Origin of the sequence: Streptomyces misionensis, assembly GCF_900104815.1 — a bacterium.
Classification (GTDB): domain Bacteria; phylum Actinomycetota; class Actinomycetes; order Streptomycetales; family Streptomycetaceae; genus Streptomyces; species Streptomyces misionensis.
In genome coordinates this window covers 2541294-2558218 of record NZ_FNTD01000004.1, presented here as the reverse complement: position 1 = coordinate 2558218, position 16925 = coordinate 2541294, and the positions used below count along the sequence as shown (strand labels likewise).

At 72.2% G+C, this 16925-nt stretch carries 18 protein-coding genes and 1 pseudogene; 12 read left to right on the top strand and 7 right to left on the bottom strand.

Annotated elements, in window-relative coordinates; all coding sequences use genetic code 11:
* The first annotated feature begins 7 nt into the window (after positions 1-7).
* Entirely contained in the window at positions 8-196 is a 189-nt protein-coding gene (locus tag BLW85_RS13235; RefSeq protein ID WP_070027538.1) for a hypothetical protein, read from the top strand.
* Here the strand turns inward: BLW85_RS13235 and BLW85_RS13230 are convergent.
* Positions 186-986, bottom strand: coding sequence for a site-2 protease family protein (locus BLW85_RS13230; RefSeq protein WP_070027537.1), 801 nt, complete (start codon positions 984-986; stop codon positions 186-188). The genes BLW85_RS13235 and BLW85_RS13230 overlap by 11 nt on opposite strands.
* A 216-nt stretch (positions 987-1202) precedes the next feature.
* On the opposite strand from BLW85_RS13230, the gene BLW85_RS39380 reads away from it, so the two are divergent.
* From BLW85_RS39380 to BLW85_RS40895, 3 genes and pseudogenes are all read left to right on the top strand, one after another.
* Positions 1203-1346: a hypothetical protein gene (locus tag BLW85_RS39380; protein WP_167381404.1), complete on the top strand. Its 144-nt coding sequence runs from the start codon at positions 1203-1205 to the stop codon at positions 1344-1346.
* 34 nt (positions 1347-1380) lie between these two features.
* Positions 1381-2101 (top strand): annotated as a pseudogene (locus BLW85_RS40900) (AfsR/SARP family transcriptional regulator); the annotation flags it as partial.
* Between the two features lie 571 nt (positions 2102-2672).
* Positions 2673-5018, top strand: coding sequence for an ATP-binding protein (locus tag BLW85_RS40895; protein ID WP_244174854.1), 2346 nt, complete (start codon positions 2673-2675; stop codon positions 5016-5018).
* Positions 5019-5031: 13 nt separating this feature from the next.
* Here the strand turns inward: BLW85_RS40895 and BLW85_RS13220 are convergent, their stop codons facing one another.
* From BLW85_RS13220 to panB, 3 genes are all read right to left on the bottom strand, one after another.
* Positions 5032-5853 (bottom strand): ABC transporter permease, encoded by an 822-nt coding sequence (locus BLW85_RS13220; protein WP_070027534.1) that lies wholly within the window; start codon positions 5851-5853, stop codon positions 5032-5034.
* Complete coding sequence (locus BLW85_RS13215; RefSeq protein ID WP_074992145.1) at positions 5850-6875, bottom strand: ATP-binding cassette domain-containing protein; 1026 nt, start codon at positions 6873-6875, stop codon at positions 5850-5852. The genes BLW85_RS13220 and BLW85_RS13215 overlap by 4 nt, the downstream gene beginning before the upstream one ends.
* A 153-nt stretch (positions 6876-7028) precedes the next feature.
* Positions 7029-7895: a 3-methyl-2-oxobutanoate hydroxymethyltransferase gene (panB, locus tag BLW85_RS13210; RefSeq protein ID WP_074992144.1), complete on the bottom strand. Its 867-nt coding sequence runs from the start codon at positions 7893-7895 to the stop codon at positions 7029-7031.
* A gap of 227 nt (positions 7896-8122) precedes the next feature.
* Between panB and BLW85_RS13205 the strand changes: the two genes are divergently transcribed.
* The 4 genes from BLW85_RS13205 to BLW85_RS13190 all read left to right on the top strand — a co-directional run bounded on the left by BLW85_RS13205 (position 8123) and on the right by BLW85_RS13190 (position 12981).
* Positions 8123-9709 (top strand): MFS transporter, encoded by a 1587-nt coding sequence (locus BLW85_RS13205; RefSeq protein ID WP_208624837.1) that lies wholly within the window; start codon positions 8123-8125, stop codon positions 9707-9709.
* A 103-nt stretch (positions 9710-9812) separates the two neighbouring features.
* On the top strand, positions 9813-10448 hold the full coding sequence (locus BLW85_RS13200; RefSeq protein WP_070027530.1) for a TetR/AcrR family transcriptional regulator: 636 nt from the start codon (positions 9813-9815) through the stop codon (positions 10446-10448).
* A 258-nt stretch (positions 10449-10706) separates the two neighbouring features.
* Positions 10707-11675: an endonuclease/exonuclease/phosphatase family protein gene (locus BLW85_RS13195; RefSeq protein ID WP_074996057.1), complete on the top strand. Its 969-nt coding sequence runs from the start codon at positions 10707-10709 to the stop codon at positions 11673-11675.
* A 91-nt stretch (positions 11676-11766) separates the two neighbouring features.
* A complete protein-coding gene (locus BLW85_RS13190; RefSeq protein ID WP_074992142.1) occupies positions 11767-12981 on the top strand; it encodes an MFS transporter in 1215 nt (404 codons plus the stop codon).
* Between the two features lie 69 nt (positions 12982-13050).
* On the opposite strand, the gene BLW85_RS13185 is transcribed toward BLW85_RS13190, so the two are convergent.
* From BLW85_RS13185 to BLW85_RS39790, 3 genes are all read right to left on the bottom strand, one after another.
* On the bottom strand, positions 13051-13524 hold the full coding sequence (locus tag BLW85_RS13185) for a ricin-type beta-trefoil lectin domain protein (protein WP_074992141.1): 474 nt from the start codon (positions 13522-13524) through the stop codon (positions 13051-13053).
* Between the two features lie 156 nt (positions 13525-13680).
* The gene (locus BLW85_RS13180; protein ID WP_074992140.1) at positions 13681-14088 is read right to left on the bottom strand and encodes an ATP-binding protein; all 408 of its coding nucleotides are present in this window, start codon (positions 14086-14088) and stop codon (positions 13681-13683) included.
* Positions 14085-14306 carry a hypothetical protein gene (locus tag BLW85_RS39790; RefSeq protein WP_070027526.1) on the bottom strand — a complete coding sequence of 74 codons (222 nt, stop codon included), beginning with the start codon at positions 14304-14306 and terminating at the stop codon, positions 14085-14087. Before BLW85_RS39790 ends, BLW85_RS13180 begins: the two co-directional genes overlap by 4 nt.
* Before the next feature lie 163 nt (positions 14307-14469).
* Between BLW85_RS39790 and BLW85_RS13175 the strand changes: the two genes are divergently transcribed.
* From BLW85_RS13175 to BLW85_RS13160, 4 genes are all read left to right on the top strand, one after another.
* Positions 14470-15303 carry a helix-turn-helix domain-containing protein gene (locus tag BLW85_RS13175; RefSeq protein WP_074996056.1) on the top strand — a complete coding sequence of 278 codons (834 nt, stop codon included), beginning with the start codon at positions 14470-14472 and terminating at the stop codon, positions 15301-15303.
* Positions 15275-15472: a DUF397 domain-containing protein gene (locus BLW85_RS13170; RefSeq protein ID WP_074992139.1), complete on the top strand. Its 198-nt coding sequence runs from the start codon at positions 15275-15277 to the stop codon at positions 15470-15472. The genes BLW85_RS13175 and BLW85_RS13170 overlap by 29 nt, the downstream gene beginning before the upstream one ends.
* 229 nt (positions 15473-15701) lie before the next feature.
* The gene (locus BLW85_RS13165) at positions 15702-16256 is read left to right on the top strand and encodes a hypothetical protein (RefSeq protein ID WP_074992138.1); all 555 of its coding nucleotides are present in this window, start codon (positions 15702-15704) and stop codon (positions 16254-16256) included.
* Between the two features lie 178 nt (positions 16257-16434).
* Complete coding sequence (locus tag BLW85_RS13160) at positions 16435-16851, top strand: hypothetical protein (protein WP_070027523.1); 417 nt, start codon at positions 16435-16437, stop codon at positions 16849-16851.
* Positions 16852-16925 lie beyond the last annotated feature (74 nt).

Here is a 16925-nt window from a genome sequence, read left to right as displayed (position 1 = left end):
ACCCGTCATGCCCCGCATCGCCCTCTACACCCTCGTCGTCTGCGTGCTCTCCGTGGCCGCGGCCGTCGTCTCCTTCGTCCAGGGCAGCTGGCTGGGGATCGTGTGGGTGCTGCTGGCGGGCCTGTCGTCCAACATGACCTGGTACTACGTCAAGCGGGCCCGCGCCGCCGCGCAGGACCGGCCGGTCACGGGCTGAACGTGCACACCTCGGGGGTGCCGTTCCAGAACCGGTACAGCCAGTAACCGCAGTCGGAGAACGCGGTGTCCACGCCCAGCCCGCGCAGGACCGTGTCGATCAGCGAGAAGAACGCGGTGTTCAGCGACGGCACCCACAGCAGCGCGAACACGAACAGCAGCCCGAACGGCGCGAACGGCTCCACCTGCCGCTTCACCCGGTACGACAGCCAGGGCTCCAGCACGCCGTAGCCGTCCAGACCCGGCACCGGCAGGAAGTTCAGCAGTGCCGCGGTCACCTGGAGCAGCGCGAGGAACGCCAGCGCGTACCGGAAGTCGCGCGGCACGCCGTCCAGCGCGTGCAGCCAGAACGGCGCGGTGCACACGGCGGCGAACAGCGCGTTCGTCAGCGGGCCCGCCGCCGAGATCAGACTCAGCCGCACACGGCCGCGGACACGGGACCGCTCGATGAACACCGCGCCGCCCGGCAGCCCGATCCCGCCCATGATCACGAACAGCACCGGCAGCACGACGCTCAGCAGCGCGTGCGTGTACTTCAGCGGGTTCAGCGTCAGATAGCCCTTGGCGCCGACGGTGATGTCGCCGCCGTGCAGGGCGGTGCGCGCGTGCGCGTACTCGTGCAGGCACAGCGAGAGGACCCAGGCGGCCGTCACGAACAGGAACACCGCGACGCCCGGCCGCGCCGCGTAGCCGGTCCAGGTGGCCCAGCCGGCCACCGCCGTCACGGCCAGGATCCCGACGAACACCGGACTGATCCTCCGGTCGCCGGGTCGGATGGTGGCGGTGGTCATGGGCGGCTCCTGCTGCTGCGACGGGCGGGCGGGTCCGGGAAGACCCCGGCGGACACGGGGAAAACGTCTCGCCCGCGCCGTCCGGTTCCTGGACAGTGGACGAATGCCACGCGAGAAGGTGTTCTACGAGAACCTGCCGTCCCGCCGCCGTCAAGTCCCCGGGACCGGGCGGGGGCTCGTGCCGCGGGCCGCGGGCCCGAACCGGTGCCCGATTCCGTGACCCGGGAACCCGTCGACCGCTGCCCGCGGTCCTTCCAGGAGCGGGATCTCGGCACGGCGGACGGTGCGCGCCGCGTCCGTCGTACCGTTGGCGTCCTCGTCACCCTCGACCTCGACGGGGCGGCCGGCCCCGGCCGGTGACCGCCCCCTGACCGCTTCCCGAGCCTCGGAGACAATGAACCCCGTGCGTTACCGCCTGCTCGGCCCCACCCAGGCGCTCCGCCCCGACGGCACGGCCGTTCCGGTCGGCGGGGCGCGGCTGCGTGCGCTGCTCAGCGTGCTGGCGCTGCGCGCCGGGCGGACCGTGCCGACGGGTGTGCTGGTGGACGAGGTGTGGGGCGCGGACCCGCCCGCCGACGCCGCCGGGGCGCTCCAGGCCCTGGTGGGCCGGCTGCGCCGGGCGCTCGGCGCGGACGCCGTCGCCTCCGCCGAGGGCGGCTACCGGCTCGCCGCCGCCGCGGACGACGTCGACCTCACCCGCTTCGACCGGCTCACCGGCGACGGCCTCGCCGCCCTGGCCGAGGGCGACGCGCCCAAGGCCGCCGCCCTCCTGGACGATGCCCTCGCCCTGTGGCACGGACCGGCCCTCGCCGATCTGCCCGACCGCACCGCGGAGGCCGCCCGCTGGGAGACCCGCCGTCTCGACGCCCGGCGCGCCCGGCTCACCGCCGCCCTCGCCCTCGGCCAGGCGGAGACGGCCCTGCCCGAGCTGACCGCCCTGTGCGACGCCCACCCGCTGGACGAGCCGCTCCAGGCGCTGCGCCTGCGCGCCCTGCGCGACCTCGGCCGCCCGGCCCAGGCACTCGCCGCCTACGAGGACGTCCGCCGGCTGATCGCCGACCGCCTGGGCTCCGACCCCGGCCCCGAACTGCGCGCCCTGCACGCCCGGTTGCTGGACCCGGACGACGACGGACATCCCGGCCCCCCACGGACCGCCCGGGGCACGAACCCCGGCCGGGGCCGCACGGGCGACCGGAGAGGCATGGACGCCGGGAGCGGCGTGGACGACCGGGACGGCTGGGGCGACCGGTACGGCGAGGGCGGTCCGGACGGGTCCACCGGCCGGTACGGGGACGGCGACCGGGGCGGTCGCGGCGACTCCGGCGGTGACGGCGGCTTCGGTGATTTCGGCAGCTCGTCGGGCCGGTACGGCGATGGTGGTCCGGGCGGCCCGGGTGACCGGTACGGCGAGGGAGCCCCGGGTGGCCGGGACGAGTCCGACGGCCCCGACGGCCGGTACGGCGACGGTGGCCGGGACGGTCGTGGTGGTCCCGGGGGCCGGGCGGCCACGGCGGGCGGGCCGGTGGGTCCGGACAGGGGAACATTCCCGCCCGGCTCACCTCCTTCGTCGGCCGGGAGGCCGACCTCGCCGCGATCGGGGCCGACCTCGGAACCGCCCGCCTGGTCACCCTGCTCGGGCCCGGCGGTGCCGGGAAGACCCGGCTGTCCCAGGAGGCCGCCGAGGCGGTGCGGGACTCCGTGCGCGACGGGGTCTGGCTGGCCGAACTCGCCCCCGTGGACGACCCGGACGCCGTACCGCAGGCCGTGCTCACCGCCATCGGTGCCCGCGAGACCGTGCTGCACGGCGCCGGCGCCGAGGGCATGCGCGCCGTGGTCGACGGGCACGACCCGCTGGACCGGCTGGTGGAGCACTGCGCCCGGCGCCGGATGCTGATCGTCCTCGACAACTGCGAGCACGTCGTCGACGCCGCCGCCCGGCTGGCCGAGCGGCTGCTGGCCCGCTGCCCCGGGCTGACCGTCCTCGCCACCAGCCGCGAACCCCTCGGCGTGCCGGGGGAGTTGGTGCGCCCGGTGGAGCCGCTGCCCGAGCCCGTCGCGCTCCGGCTGTTCGCCGACCGGGGTGCCGCGGCCCGGCCCGGCTTCCGCGTCGAGGACGACCCGGAGGCGTGCGCCGAGATCTGCCGCCGCCTGGACGGACTGCCGCTCGCCATCGAACTGGCCGCCGCCCGGCTGCGGATGCTGTCGCCCCGGCAGATCGCGGACCGCCTCGACGACCGGTTCCGGCTGCTCACCTCCGGCAGCCGCACCGTGCTGCCCCGCCAGCAGACCCTGCGGGCCGTCGTGGACTGGTCCTGGGACCTGCTGGACGCCGACGAGCGCGACGTCCTCGCCGGGCTGTCCGTCTTCGCGGGCGGCTGCGACCTGGCCGCCGCCGAGGCCGTGTGCGGGCCCGTCGCCCTGGAAGCCGTGGGTTCCCTGGTCGACAAGTCCCTGGTGGTCGCCGCCCCCTCGGCCGACGGCACGATGCGCTACCGGCTGCTGGAGACCGTCGCAGAGTACGCCGCCGAACGGCTCGCCGAGGCCGGCCGGCGCACCGAGGCGGAGCGCGCCCATCTGACGTACTACCGCGAACTCGCCCGCACCACCGACCCGTTGCTGCGCGGCCCGCGACAGCGCGCCGCCATCGCCCGGATCCAGCTGGAGTACGAGAACCTGCGCACCGCCCTCAGACACGCCGTCGCCGCGCGCGACGAGCAGGAGGCGCTGTGCCTGGTGCTGTCCCTGGTGTGGTTCTGGCAGATGCGCGACCAGCGGATCGAGGCCCGCACCTGGTGCCGCGAGGTCATGACGCTCGGCCCGGACCCGTTCACCGAGCCGGTGCGCCGCGCGGAACCGGTGTGGGAGCGCTGCACCGAGAACCCGCCGCCGTACACCGGGGAACTGCTCAACGAGGCCCGGCGCGGTCTCCACCTCGCCCACATGGCCTGCATGGACACCGAGTTGGACGCCTGGCAGAGCCCCGAGGCGCTGGCCAAGCTGCGCACCGTCGCGAAGGTCTACAGCCCGGGGATGCCGCAGACCTGCCGGGCGCCCGGCATGGTGTGGTTCTTCGCGGTGATGCTCACCGGCGGGGCCGAGCGGATGCGGACGATCGTCGACGCCAACGTGCGGACCTGCCGGGAGACCCCCGGCTTCGAGTGGGAACTGGCCGGCGCCCTCCAGTGGCGGGCCAACCTCCTGGCCAACCGTTCCGCCTGGGCGGGTGACGCCGCCCGCGACGCGGACGAGGCGCTCGCCCTCTACCGCCGCCTCGGCGACGACTGGGGCACCGCCGAGGCCCTGTCCGCGCGCGGCGAGGCCCGGGAGCGCAAGGGCGCCTACCAGGAGGCCGCCCTCGACTACCGGGCCGCCGTCGAACACGCCGAACGGCTCGGCGCCCGCGCCCAGACCGCCGTGCTCTCCGCCCGCCTCGGCAGCGTGCTCATGGAGTCGGGCGAGCTGGAGGAGGGCGAGCGGCTGCTGCGGGAGGTCGTCGCGAGCCAGGAGAACACGCACAGCGAGGCCATGCCCGCCGCCCGGCTCTTCCTCGCCTGCTGGCTGGGCCTGACCGGCCGGACCGGCGAGGCCAGGGAACAACTCAGGCTGCTGCGCGAGGAGTTCAGGGTCTCCAACTTCGTCGTCTTCGATGCCGTGATCCTCTGCCAGGAGGCCCTGCTGGACGCGCTGGACGGCCGGGAGGAAGAGGCCCTCGGCCGGGTCCGCACGGCGATCCGGCACGCCGAGGACCCGCTCGCCGAGGCTGTCACCCCGCAGCTGCCCTCCATCGCCCTCACCGCCGGCGCCATGGCGCTGGCCCGGGCCGGCTCCGGTGCCCGCGCCGCCGACGCCGCCCGCGCGCTGGCCGCCGCCGACGCCCTGCTGCCGACCGGGCACATCCTGTCCGGCATGGAGCAGCGGGCCCGCACCATGGCCGAGGAGCGCATCCGGGAGGCGCTGGACGAGCGGGCGTACCGGGCGGCGTACGCGGAGGGCGGTGGCCTCTCCCTCGTGGAGGCCACCGCCCTGCTCTGAGCCGCGGCGGACGTCAGCTCTTCGTACGGAACTTGTGGATCGCGACCGGCGCCATCACCGCGGTGATCGCCACCGACCAGCCCACGGTCACCCACAGGTCGTGCGCCACCGGGCCGCCCACCATCAGGCCGCGGGCCGCGTCGGCGAGCGTGGACAGCGGGTTGTAGTCGGTGAAGGCCTGGAGCCAGCCCGGCATCGACGCGGTCGGCGCGAAGATCGAGGAGCCGAACTGGAGCGGGAACAGCACCAGGAAGCCCACGCCCTGCACCGACTGCGCGCTCTTCAGGATCACGCCGAGGGTGAGGAACACCCACATGATCGAGGAGGCGAACAGCGCCGACAGGCCCACGGTCGCGAACAGTCCGGGCCAGCTGGTGATGTGGAAGCCGACCAGCACGGCGACGACCATCAGCACGGCGGTCGCGAACAGCATCCGCCCCAGCTCCACGGCGATCTTCGCGAAGAGCACCGAGCCGCGCCCGATCGGCAGCGACCGGAACCGGTCCATCACGCCGCTGTTGAAGTCCTGGCTGAAGCCGGTGCCGACGCCCTGGGACAGGGTCATGCTCATCATCGCCAGCATGCCCGGGATGACGTACTGGACGTACCGCTCCTGGCCGCCGCCGAGCGCCTGCCCGATGGAGCCGCCGAAGACGTACACGAACAGCAGGGTGAAGACGATCGGCATCAGCAGGGCGTCGAACATCGACTCCGGGTCCTGCCGGATCCACAGCAGGTTGCGGCGGATGAGCGCACCCGTGTGCCGCAGGTGCCCGCGCAGCGGGATGCGGACGTCGGCGGCGGCCGGTGTGGCGTTGGTGGTGACGGCGCTCATACGGCGGCCTCCTGGCGGGCGTCGGCGGGCGTGGTGTCCTGCGGGGCACCGGCGCGGTGGCCGGTGAGGGACAGGAACACCTCGTCCAGGCTGGGCAGTTCGGTGGTGATGGAGGAGAGGGTGATGCCGCGCGCGGTGACCGCGCCGACCACGGCCGTCAGCTGCTCGTCGCTGAGGATCGGGACGAGCAGGGTGCCGGTCTCGTTGTCCACGGTGGTGGTGGCGAGGCCGGTGATGCCCAGCTCGTCCAGCATGGTGGCGAGCGGGCCCAGCTCCAGCGGGTCCACCGGGCGCACGCGCAGCGTACGGCCGCCGACGCGGGCCTTCAGCTCCTCGATGCCGCCGGTCGCGATCACCTTGCCGCGGTCCACCACGGTCAGCTCCGAGGCGAGCTGCTCGGCCTCCTCCATGTACTGGGTGGTGAGCAGCACGGTGACGCCGTCGCCGACCATCGCCTGCACCTCCTCCCACACCTCGTTGCGGGTGCGGGGGTCGAGGCCGGTGGTCGGCTCGTCCAGGTACAGCACCGCCGGGCGGCCGATCATGGAGGCGGCGAGGTCGAGACGGCGGCGCATGCCGCCGGAGTACGTGCTCGCCGGGCGCTTGGCGGCCTCCGTGAGGGAGAACCGCTCCAGCAGTGCGTCGGCGCGGGCGCGGGCGTCCTTGCGGGACAGGTCCAGCAGCCGGCCGATCATGTACAGGTTCTCCCAGCCGGGAAGCTTCTCGTCGACCGAGGCGTACTGCCCGGTGAGACCTATCACCTTGCGCAGTTGCCGGGGCTGGCGCACGACGTCGTAGCCGGCCACGGTCGCCCGGCCGGCGTCCGGGGTGATCAGGGTGGACAGGATGCGGACGAGGGTCGTCTTGCCGGCGCCGTTCGGGCCCAGCACGCCCATCACGGTGCCCTCGCGCACGTCCAGGTCGACGCCGTCCAGCGCCTTGGTCTCGCCGTAGTGCTTGACCAGCCCCCGCACGCTCACGGCGTTCCGTCCGCCGCCGGGGTTCTCATCGATTCGCGTCATGGGAAGGACCATGTCAGCCGCCACCGACAAACCACCGACAACCGGCCGACAGCCCACCGACAGACCGCCGGCGCCGGCCCCGCCCGGCGGCGGACACAGGACAGCCCCGCCGACGGGGGAAGATCGACGGGGCTGCCGGTGGTGCCGTGGTGGCTAGTGGACGGAGTGCTCCTCCAGGGGGAACGCTCCGCCGACGACGTCCTCCGCGAAGGACTTCGCCGCGGACCCCATGACCTCGCGCAGGTCCGCGTACTTCTTGACGAACTTCGGGACCCGGCCGGACGTGAGCCCCAGCATGTCCGTCCACACCAGGACCTGCGCGTCCGTCTCGGGACCCGCTCCGATGCCGACCGTGGGGATGTGCAGCGTCCGGGTCACCTCGGCCGCCAGCTCGGCGGGCACCAGTTCCAGGACCACCGCGAACGCCCCCGCGTCCTGGACGGCCTTCGCGTCGCGCAGCAGCTGCGCCGCCGCCTCCTCGCCGCGCCCCTGGACGCGGTAGCCCATCGCGTTGACGGACTGGGGGGTCAGACCGATGTGCGCCATGACCGGGATGCCGGACTCCACCAGCAGCCGGATCTGCTCGTGCGAGCGCTCGCCGCCCTCCAGCTTGACCGCGCCGACCCCGGCCTCCTTGACCAGCCGGGTGGCCGAGCGCAGCGCCTGCACCGGGCCCTCCTGGTAGGAGCCGAAGGGCAGGTCGGCGACGATCAGGGAGCGGCTGGTGCCCCGGACGACGGCCGCCGAGAGCATCGTCATCTCGTCGAGGGTGACGGGCACGGTGGTGTCGTACCCGAGGTGACAGTTGCCCGCCGAGTCGCCGACCAGGAGGACCGGGATGCCGGCCTCGTCGAAGACGGACGCGGTCATCGCGTCGTAGGCGGTGAGCATGGGCCACTTCTCGCCCCGCTCCTTGGCGAGGGCGATGTCGCGGACCGTGATGCGGCGGGTGCCCTTCCCCCCGTACAGCGCCTTGCTGCCGTCGGAAGGCTTGTTCTGGGCAGCCGAAAGCTGCGTCATGGCAACGGCTCCTTCAGTCATCTCGAAGCGCCCGTACGGCGTCTCCGGATCGAGTCCATGGTGGCACCTCGTGCCATCCAGGGCCAGAGCACCCCCTGTGATCCTTGCCGTCGCCCGAAGCCGTCCTTCCGTTTACGGCGAAGTCAACCCTCCGGACGGGTAAGTTCTCGGTAAATTAATTAAGATACGAGACGGTTCCGTATCGGAATCCAATTAGGCTCGAACACATGACTACTTCCGTCCCTGCCTCCCGGATACCCGAGGCGGTGCACCGCCGCCGCTGGGCCATCCTCGGTGTGCTGATGCTGAGCCTGCTCATCGTGGTGCTCGACAACTCGATCCTGAACGTCGCCATCAAGACCATCTCCACCCCGGCCCCGACCGGCCTGGGCGCCACGCAGAGCCAGATCGAGTGGGCGATCAACTCCTACACCCTCGTCTTCGCGGGCCTGCTGTTCACCGCCGGACTCATCGGCGACCGCCTCGGCCGCAAGAAGGTGCTGCTCGGCGGCATCGCCCTGTTCGGCATCGGCTCCGCCCTCGCGGCCGAGTCCGGCTCCCCGGGCCAGCTGATCGCCTACCGCGCCCTGATGGCCCTCGGTGCCGCCTTCGTCATGCCGGCCACGCTCGCCGTCCTGATGAACGTCTTCGAGCGCGACGAGCAGCCCAAGGCCATCGGCATCTGGGCCGGCGGCGTCGGCCTCGCCATCGCCATCGGCCCGATCACCGGCGGCGCCCTGCTCGACCACTTCTGGTGGGGCTCGGTCTTCTTCGTCAACGTGCCGATCGTGATCATCGCGCTCGGCCTGATGCTCTGGCTGGTCCCCGACTCGCGCGACCCCAACCCGGGCCGCCTCGACCCGATCGGCGTCGTCCTGTCCGTCGTCGGCCTGGTGCTGCTGGTCTACGGCATCATCAAGGGCGGCCAGCTGGCCGACTTCACCGACCCGACCGTGCTCGCCACGATCGCCGCCGGCGTCGTCGTGCTCGCCGCCTTCGTCGTCTTCGAGAAGCGCAGCGACCACCCGTCGCTGGACGTCAGCTACTTCAAGAACAAGGTGTTCTCGGCCGCCATGGCCGCCATCGCGCTGGTCTTCTTCGCGCTGATGGGCGTCACCTTCTTCTCCGTCTTCTACACCCAGAGCGTGCGCGGTTACTCGCCGCTCAAGTCGGGCCTGCTGATGCTGCCGCTGGCCGCCGCGCAGATGATCTTCGCGCCGCGCGCCCGCCTGGTGGTCCAGCGGTTCGGCAACAAGGCCACCACCACCGTCGGCCTGGTGGTGATCGCGGGCACGCTCGCGACCTTCGCCACCTTCGACGCCGACACCCCGATCTGGCTGCTGGAGGTCATCTTCTTCCTGATGGGCACCGGCATGGCGCACATCATGACGCCGACCTCGGTCGTCATCATGCAGGCGCTGCCGCGCGAGAAGGCCGGTTCCGCCTCCGCGCTGAGCAACACCTTCCGCCAGGTCGGCGGCGCCCTCGGCATCGCCGTCCTCGGCTCGGTGCTGGCCACCGCCTACCGCAACGGCATCGAGGACAAGCTCGGCCCGCTGCCCGCCGCCCTGCGCGACAAGGCCGGCGACTCCATCGAGGCCACTCTCGGCATCGCCGAGAAGCTCGGCCCCCAGGGCAAGCTCCTGGTCGGCCCGGCCGACGACGCCTTCCTGCACGCCATGCACGTCACCGCCCTGTGGGGCACCGGCGTCGCCCTGATCGGCGCCCTGGTCACGGCCCTGTTCCTGCCGGGCAGGCCGAAGCAGGACGAGCGGCGCGACGAGGAAGCGGAACTGGTCGCCGCGATGGACTGAGACGCCGGCCACACGGCCGACGACCCGGTGTCCACCGAGGCTCAACGGGGGGAGGAGGCGGCTGCGGGACAATTCCCGCAGCACACCGAGAGGACGGAATGACGTGAGCCTTGCCGACAACCAGCCGGGCGCGGCCGGCCCCGCCCGGGGCCGGCCCCGCAGCGAGGCCGTGGAACAGGCCATCCTGGAGGGCGTGATGCAGCTCCTGGAGGACGGCGTACCGCTCGCCGAGATCTCCATCGAGCGCATCGCCCGCACGGCAGGGGTCGGCAAGGCCACCATCTACCGCCGCTGGAGCGGCAAGGAAGAGCTGTTCGTCGACGTCCTGCGCGCCGCCGAACCGCCCGACCCCGAGCTCCCCGGCACCTCCATGCGCGACGACCTGATCGTCCTGCTGGAGTCCCTGCGCCGGCGCGGCCTGGTCAGCCGCGCCTCCGCGATCCTGCACAACGTCTACGTGCAGATGAAGTCCAGCCCCCGGATCTGGGCGGCCTACCACGCGAGCGTCGTCGCGCCGCGCCGCGTCCTGATGCTGGAGGTGCTCCGGCGCGGGCAGCGCGACGGCGAGCTGCGCACCGACATCGACCTCGAACTGGCCAACGACATGTTCGTCGGCGCCATGCTGGTGCGCACCACCATGCGTCCCCAGGGCGACCTCCCCGAGGACCTGGCGGAGCGGATCGTCGACGCGACCCTCGAAGGGCTACGCCCCGTCAGCTCCGGTACGAGATCGCACTAATGTGCCCGTTCTGTCACAGACGCCCGCCACCGGGCGCCTGACCGGAACTCCCCGCACCGCCTGTTCGTCCTCGTCTTGCGTACGGCCGTCATGGGACGGCGGAACGGAGCCGATCATCCCCTAGGGTCGAACCCAGGGGGGCGAACGGTGTGCACGGCAGGCAGTGAGGCAGACGGTATGGCGCAGCAGGCGTACATGACGGAGACGGCTGACGGCGGTTCGGGACCCGAACGCCCGGGGTCCCGGCTGCGGCGTCTGATGCACCGTCTGATCGCTCCCTGGCGGGGCGACGCGGGCATCTGGCGCCGGGGCGCCGTCCTCGCCGGGGCCGCCCTGCTCCTCGCGCTGGTGATGCTGCTGCACGCGCACGTGCCCAACACCGTGGGCAACCTCGGCAGCCTCACCGAGACCTTCCTGCCCTGGCTCGGCGTGTTCGTGCCGGTCCTGCTGCTGCTCGGCCTGTGGCGGAAGTCGGCGATCACGCTCATCGCCGTACTCCTCCCGGCGATCGTCTGGCTCAACCTCTTCGGCGGGCTGCTCACCGACAAGTCGAACGGCGGCGGCGACCTGATGGTGGCCACGCACAACGTCAACGCCGACAACCCCGACCCGGCGGGCACCGCCCGTGAGGTGGCCTCCTCGGGCGCCGACGTCCTCGCGCTGGAGGAGGTCCCCGCCGGCAAGGTCCCGGTCTACGCGCGGGCGCTCGCGCCGACGTACAAGTACCACGCGGTCGAGGGCACGGTCGGGCTGTGGAGCAAGTACCCGATGAGCGGCGTGCGGGCCGTGGACATCAAGCTCGGCTGGAAGCGGGCGATGCGCGCCACGGTGGCCACGCCCGAGGGTCCGGTCGCGGTGTACGTCGCCCACATGCCCTCGGTCCGGGTGAAGCTCAAGGCCGGGTTCACCGCGCGGCAGCGGGACACCAGCGCCGACGCGCTCGGCGAGGCCGTCGCCGACGAGACCCTGCCGCGGGTCGTCCTGCTCGGCGACCTCAACGGTACGATGAACGACCGCTCGCTCAACGGCGTCACCTCCCAGCTGCGCTCCACGCAGGGCGCGGCGGGCAGCGGCTTCGGGTTCAGCTGGCCGGCGTCGTTCCCGATGGCGCGGATCGACCAGATCATGGTCAAGGGCATGGCCCCGGAAAGCAGCTGGACGCTGCCGCGCACAGGCAGCGACCACCTCCCGGTGGCGGCCCGTGTGAACCTGGACACGCGCTCGTAACCTGCTGGAATAGCGGGCCTGGGAGACTTTGTTCATCAGCTGAACAATTCAGCTGCTCCCCCCTTCGCTTTTGAAAGGCACAGGCCCCTCCATGCCCCTGGCCCTGCTCGCCCTGGCCGTCGGCGCTTTCGGTATCGGCACCACCGAGTTCGTGATGATGGGACTGCTCCCGGACGTCGCGGACGACCTGCACGTCTCCATCCCGGCCGCCGGCCATCTGGTCTCGGCGTACGCGCTGGGCGTCGTCGTCGGCGCCCCGCTGCTGGCCGCCGCCACGGCCCGGATGTCCCGGCGCACGGTCCTGATCGCGCTGATGGCGCTGTTCGTCGCGGGCAACGCGCTGTCGGCGTGCGCCCCCGGCAACGGCTCCCTGCTGGCGGCCCGCTTCGTCAGCGGCCTGCCGCACGGGGCGTTCTTCGGGGTGGGCGCCGTCGTCGCGACGAACATGGTCCCGCCGGAGCGCAAGGCCCGCTCGGTGTCGCTGATGTTCCTCGGCCTGACGGTCGCCAACATCGCGGGCGTCCCGGCGGCCACGCTGATGGGCCAGCACCTGGGGTGGCGCGCGACGTTCCTGGGCGTGAGCGCGATCGGCCTGGTGGCGATCGCCTCCCTGGCCTTCCTGATCCCCCGCGACCACACGCACGCCCCCTCGACGGGCCTGCGCGGCGAACTGGCCGCGCTGCGGTCCCTGCCGGTGTGGCTGGCCCTCGGTACGACGGTGGCGGGCTTCGGCGCGCTGTTCGCGGCGTACAGCTACGTGACGCCGATGCTGACCGGGGCGGCGGGGTACGCCGAGACGAGCGTGACCCTGCTGCTGGCGCTGTTCGGCGTGGGCGCGACGGCGGGCAATCTGCTGGGCGGCCGGCTGGCGGACCACTCGCTGCGCGGCACCCTCTTCGGCGGTCTGGCCTCCCTCGCGGCGGTCCTGGTCCTGTTCCCGCTGCTGATGCGGACGGAGTGGAGCGCGGCGCTGGCGGTGACGCTGCTGGGCACGGCGGCGTTCGTGACCGGTTCCCCCCTTCAGCTGATGGTGATGGAGAAGGCCTCGGCCGCCCCCTCGCTGGCCTCCTCCGCCAACCAGGCCGCCTTCAACCTGGCCAACGCGGGCGGCGCCTGGGTGGGCGGGCTCACCCTGGCGGCGGGCTGGGGCACGACCTCCCCGGCCCTGGCCGGAGCGGCGCTCGCGGTGCTCGGCCTGGGCGTGGCGGCGGCGGCGTACACGGTGGACCGCCGCCGGGCGACTCCGTCGACGGGACGGGTGGTCACCACGCACGTGCCGGAGGGGGCGACGGCGGTGCACCGCTGACGTCCCGTTTTTCCGGCCGGCCCGCCCCGACCTGGGCCGCGAGGCCGGGGCGGGCCCGCTCCCCGCGGATCAGGCGTAGGTCAGGCTGATCTGCCGGTCGTTGATCGTCCAGTGCTGGCCGCGGTCGAAGCCGTCGCACTGCCGGGTGCGGACCTCGGGGGTGTTCCAGGTGTTCGCGAGGCAGTAGCCGGACGCGTGGGTCAGGCTGATCTGCTGGCCGCGGACGGTCCAGTGCTGGCCGCGGTCGAAGCTGTCGCAGCGCCGGGTGCGGACCTCGGGGGTGTTCCAGGTGTTGGCCAGACAGTAGTCGGGGGCGTAGGTGAGCTTGATCATGTCTCCGTCGACGGTCCAGTACTGGCCGCGGTCGAAGCTGTCGCACTGCCGGGTGCGCACCTCCGGGGTGTTCCAGGTGTTGGCGAGACAGTAGTTGCCCGCGCGGGCGTCGGAGCCCGGTTCCGCGGCCGTGGCGCTGACGGCCGGCAGGAACGAAGCCGTCAGCGCGACGATCGCCGCGGCGACGGTCTTGCGCAGTCCGAGGGTCATGAGGCATCACCTTTCACACCAGCGGGTTGAGCGACCCACAGGCTGGGCCGATGCGTTGTTTTCCAGCCCATCGGGCGACAAACGGTGACACGCCCCATGTCACCCGAACAGCTCTGAATCGTCATTCAGCCGTGTGAACCCCCGGCGCCCTCCGGCTCACCTCTCGAAGGCCCCGCACCGGCCGGCCAGGCCGGCCGGCTCCCGGTCCGGCACCAGCTCGCACCAGACCGTCTTGCCGCCCGGCCCCTGCTCCACCCCCCATCGGTCCGCCAGCGCGGAGACGAGGACCAGCCCCCGCCCGCCCTCCGCGGTCTCCGCCGCCGAGCGCACGGTGGGCACGGCGCACGGGTCCGGGTCCGTCACCTCGACGCGGACCCGGCCCGGTTCGGCCGCGCCGAGCACCCTGATCCTGACCGGCGCTCCCTCGCCGACGTGCTCGACGACGTTGGTCAGCAGTTCGGTGGCGCACAGGCGGACGTCGTAGTCGTACTCCCGCAGCCGGTGACGCACCTCCGGCACGGCCCTCGGTGTCGCCCGCACGTGCAGTTCGACGGGCCGCGTCACTCGCCCGCCGCCTTCCTGAGCACGGCGGCGAGCGCCCGCGCCGTGGTCGTGTTGCAGTTGCCCAGCGCGAGGAGCCCCGTGGTCTCGCCGTACCTGGCCGCAAAGCTCGGCAGGTGGAGGCCGAGGGACGGCAGCGTGATGCCGTGCAGGGCGAGGGCCGCGCGCAGTTCCTCGACGCAGAGGGTGACGTCGTAGGCCGTGGGGGAGTGGTCCGACATGAAGTTGCTCTGCCTTCTGTGCGTTGCGTGACGAACACCTCACAGAGTGTCGCCCGGTTCGCTACCGTGGAAGCGGTTTCGCGTCCACGACGCGAACAGCGGAATCAGCACGGTGAGTTACGGCGGTGAGCGCGTGGTTCGGCGTAAGGACATCGACGGCTCGATGAGCGTCCCGACCTTCTACGGCAAGGAGCTGCGGTGGAAGCGGGAGGCGGCGGGCCTGTCGCTGGAGGCGTTCCTGGAGGGCAGCTTCTACGGCAAGTCCTACCTGAGCGACATCGAGCACGGCCAGCGCCGGATGCCACTGGACCTGGCGCGGCACGCGGACCGGGTGCTGGGGACGGACGGGTTCTTCGAGAGGCATTGCGAGGATGTGCGGAAGGCGAGGCGGGCCGGGCACGCCGAGTACTTCGAGAAGGTCCTGGAGGCGGAGAAGTATGCCCTCACTATCGAGGAGTGGTGCCCAACGCTCCTCCCAGGGCTGCTTCAGACCCCGGCCTACGCGCGGTCCGTGATCCTGGCCGGTCTTCCCCTGTCACCCGACGCCGAGGTGGACGAGAAGGTCAGCGGTCGAATGGCGCGTGCTGAACTCTTCGAGGTGGACCACCGAACGCCCGAGTATTGGGTGATCCTGCACGAGTCGCTGATCACCGATCCGATTCTGACGGACCAGGGGATGGCCGAACAGCTGCACCGAATCGTGGAGTTGGCTGAACGGCGCCGGATCACTCCGCAGATCGTTCCGCGGATGCGCGCGGCGTACCCCCTCATGGCCGCCTCCGTCATGAGTATGACCTTCGCGGACGCCCCACCGCTTATCTACATGGAGGCGTCCCACAGCGGAGGCACTGTCGATGATCCGGCCCTCGTGGCGCAGTACCGCAAGGCATACGATCGCCTCAGGGCCGTGGCGCTGTCCCCGGACACGTCCCTCGCCATGATCAAGGCTGCGACGGAGGATTACCGAAATGGCAAGCAACCAGACCGACTTGAATGAAGCCATCTGGTTCAAGAGCAGCTACAGCAACGAAAGCGGCGGTAACTGCCTCGAAGTCGCCGACAACATCCCCGGCCTCGTCCCCGTCCGGGACTCCAAGGTCCCCCACGGCCCCGCCCTCCTCCTCTCCGCCACCGCCTGGGCGCCCTTCGTCGCCTCGCTGAAGTAGAACTCCGTCCGGGGTACGTCCGGGTGCCTCCCTGGCCGGTCGAGGGCACGCAGTCCATCTTCCAAGGGGCGGCACCAAGACGGGGATGTCGCGGCAGCCCTGGAACGGGCGAAGCGAGCCGGGTGTCAGGTGGTGAAGAACGGACACCGATGGGGCTGGGTGGTGTGCTGTTAGGCGAACGCATCGATCGTTTCGTCCGGGAGCACCAGCACTGAAAGGACCCGCCGCCGTGCCAGAGTGGAGCTTCACCCTCCTGGTCAACCAGCCTCTCACCGCCGAGCAGGCGGATGTCTTCGACCACTGTGACGCCTTCGCGGACGGGTCCGTCTCCTACACACTGGGCCCCGAGAACCCAGGAGACTTCGCGCGTGTTCCGGATGCGAGCGCGCTGAGGGAACTGTCGTGCGACATCGACGCTCCGACGCTCCTGGACGCCGTCGCCCAAGTGGCCCGCGACCTCCGACTCGTTCCCGGCCTGAGGGCGGTCGGTGTCCGGTACGACGACATCGTGACCCTGGAGGAGGCCACCCAGCGCTCCGGACGGGAGTTGTCCCGGCGGCCGGAGGAGTCCGCCGGGTTTCCGGCCCCCGAACCAGGCGTGGGGGGAACGGAGTTCTACTCCTGGCGCAAGATCGCCGCATGGCTGGCCCGCATCGGCGACGACGTGCCCGAGACGCCCCCGGACCTCCGCGTCGCCGATCTGGCCCTTCGCCTGGCCGATGCCCTCGAAGGCGTCGACGTACCTCCGGGCGTGCTGCGTGCCCTGGGCCTCCCCGCCACCTGACCGTGCCTCCCGTCCCGGTGGGCACTCCGGGGGTTTGGCAGGGTTTCGTAAAGACGCCGGTCGAGACCCAACCCGACCCACCGGCCCACCCATCTGAAGGACCAGCGAGGCGCAATCGGGCGCTTTGGGATCGAAGCGGGTCTCGCCGGACGCCGGGGGACCCAGGGGAGGGAAGTCCATGAACGGGACGAAGAAGACGAGGGCGCGGGGCGTCCGGGGGGCCGTGATCGGCGCGCTGGGGCTGGCCGCGGTGACGCTGGCCGCCGTGCCGGCGTTCGCCAAGGGGGACGTGGAGATCACGGCACCTCGGACGGCGCACGTCGGCAAGACGTTCACGATCACCGCGCACGGCGACGACGACAGCGCCGGCTACCTGCACCAGCTGTGCCTGGAGGAGCGCGCCGGCAAGCAGCCGTGGCACCAGGAGAACTGCACCACCGCGGCCAAGGCCGGCGCGCGGCTCACCGCGCACGGCTCCGCCGCGCACCGCGGCGACCTGCAATTCCGTGCGGTGCTCTACGGCTTGAAGGACAAGCACGACCGCCACCCCGTGCGGCTGCACGCCTCCGACGTCGTCACGGTCCACGTCCGCTAGCCCCGGACGCGGCACGGAAACCGGCCACCGGCCGCGGCGAGCCCGCGCCGGTGGCCGTCCCGCGCGGACGGACT

Bases quoted from the DNA above. Each gene is read 5' to 3' on its own strand.
- BLW85_RS13205 (WP_208624837.1), top strand. From the start codon at position 8,123: ATGACTACTTCCGTCCCTGCCTCCCGGATACCCGAGGCGGTGCACCGC.
- BLW85_RS13190 (WP_074992142.1), top strand. From the start codon at position 11,767: ATGCCCCTGGCCCTGCTCGCCCTGGCCGTCGGCGCTTTCGGTATCGGC.
- BLW85_RS13215 (WP_074992145.1), bottom strand. From the start codon at position 6,875: ATGACGCGAATCGATGAGAACCCCGGCGGCGGACGGAACGCCGTGAGC.
- BLW85_RS13170 (WP_074992139.1), top strand. From the start codon at position 15,275: ATGGCAAGCAACCAGACCGACTTGAATGAAGCCATCTGGTTCAAGAGC.
- BLW85_RS13175 (WP_074996056.1), top strand. From the start codon at position 14,470: ATGAGCGTCCCGACCTTCTACGGCAAGGAGCTGCGGTGGAAGCGGGAG.
- BLW85_RS13185 (WP_074992141.1), bottom strand. From the start codon at position 13,524: ATGACCCTCGGACTGCGCAAGACCGTCGCCGCGGCGATCGTCGCGCTG.
- BLW85_RS39790 (WP_070027526.1), bottom strand. From the start codon at position 14,306: ATGTCGGACCACTCCCCCACGGCCTACGACGTCACCCTCTGCGTCGAG.
- BLW85_RS13160 (WP_070027523.1), top strand. From the start codon at position 16,435: ATGAACGGGACGAAGAAGACGAGGGCGCGGGGCGTCCGGGGGGCCGTG.
- BLW85_RS13220 (WP_070027534.1), bottom strand. From the start codon at position 5,853: ATGAGCGCCGTCACCACCAACGCCACACCGGCCGCCGCCGACGTCCGC.
- BLW85_RS13235 (WP_070027538.1), top strand. From the start codon at position 8: ATGCCCCGCATCGCCCTCTACACCCTCGTCGTCTGCGTGCTCTCCGTG.
- panB (WP_074992144.1), bottom strand. From the start codon at position 7,895: ATGACGCAGCTTTCGGCTGCCCAGAACAAGCCTTCCGACGGCAGCAAG.
- BLW85_RS13230 (WP_070027537.1), bottom strand. From the start codon at position 986: ATGACCACCGCCACCATCCGACCCGGCGACCGGAGGATCAGTCCGGTG.
- BLW85_RS13195 (WP_074996057.1), top strand. From the start codon at position 10,707: ATGCACCGTCTGATCGCTCCCTGGCGGGGCGACGCGGGCATCTGGCGC.